Here is a 623-nt window from a genome sequence, read left to right as displayed (position 1 = left end):
GGAAACGCCAATCAGTACGTCGCTTTCGCGTGTTCAGACCTTGTTTAATGAGATAGAAGGGCAACTGCATTTGCCTTGGACTGTCAGTGAAATGGCGAAGCGATGTTTTATTAGTGAAGAACAGCTAAACCGTTTGTCGAAACAGCTCTTCAATATGAGTCCGAGGAGCAAGTTGATCGAGCTGCGAATGCACAAAGCAGCTGACTTGTTGCAATACCGGGCGTGGTCAATTGCGATGATTGCTAATCGATTGGGATACCGAGACCCGTACAACTTTACGCATCGATTTAAGAAGTTTTACGGCATTTCGCCAACACGTTATCGAAAGCAGTTAATGGAAAACGCATAAAAAAACGAGGGCAGATAGCCCTCGTTTTCAATGGTCATTTGGTTGTTTTAGCTTTATAGGCCCGCAGCCATTTGCTGTTTGGTTTTGCTCGCTGCAAGCAACATGTAAACGCATGTCGCTACCAAAGCCGCAAACAAGTAACCCAACAAGCCGTGTACTTGGCCCATAAATTTGTCTGCGACCACTGGGCCTGCTACTGAGCCTACGCTGTAGCTAAACAGCATGACTTGAGTTGCAGAGACAATAAAGCGTTCATCAAGTCCTTCACAGCCGA

General features: G+C 46.2%; 1 protein-coding gene and 1 pseudogene. One reads left to right on the top strand and one right to left on the bottom strand.

All coding sequences use genetic code 11. The features are described from left to right. Nucleotides 1–349 (top strand): helix-turn-helix transcriptional regulator (locus R7Q48_RS28555; protein ID WP_318133699.1); only part of this gene is annotated, 349 nt, incomplete at its 5' end. Nucleotides 350–402: 53 nt separating this feature from the next. Here R7Q48_RS28555 and R7Q48_RS28550 read toward each other — a convergent pair. After that, a pseudogene (locus R7Q48_RS28550) lies at nt 403–623 on the bottom strand (MFS transporter); the annotation flags it as partial.

The organism is Vibrio sp. 378 (assembly GCF_033339435.1).
This window is presented reverse-complemented; position numbering and strand designations above follow the sequence as displayed.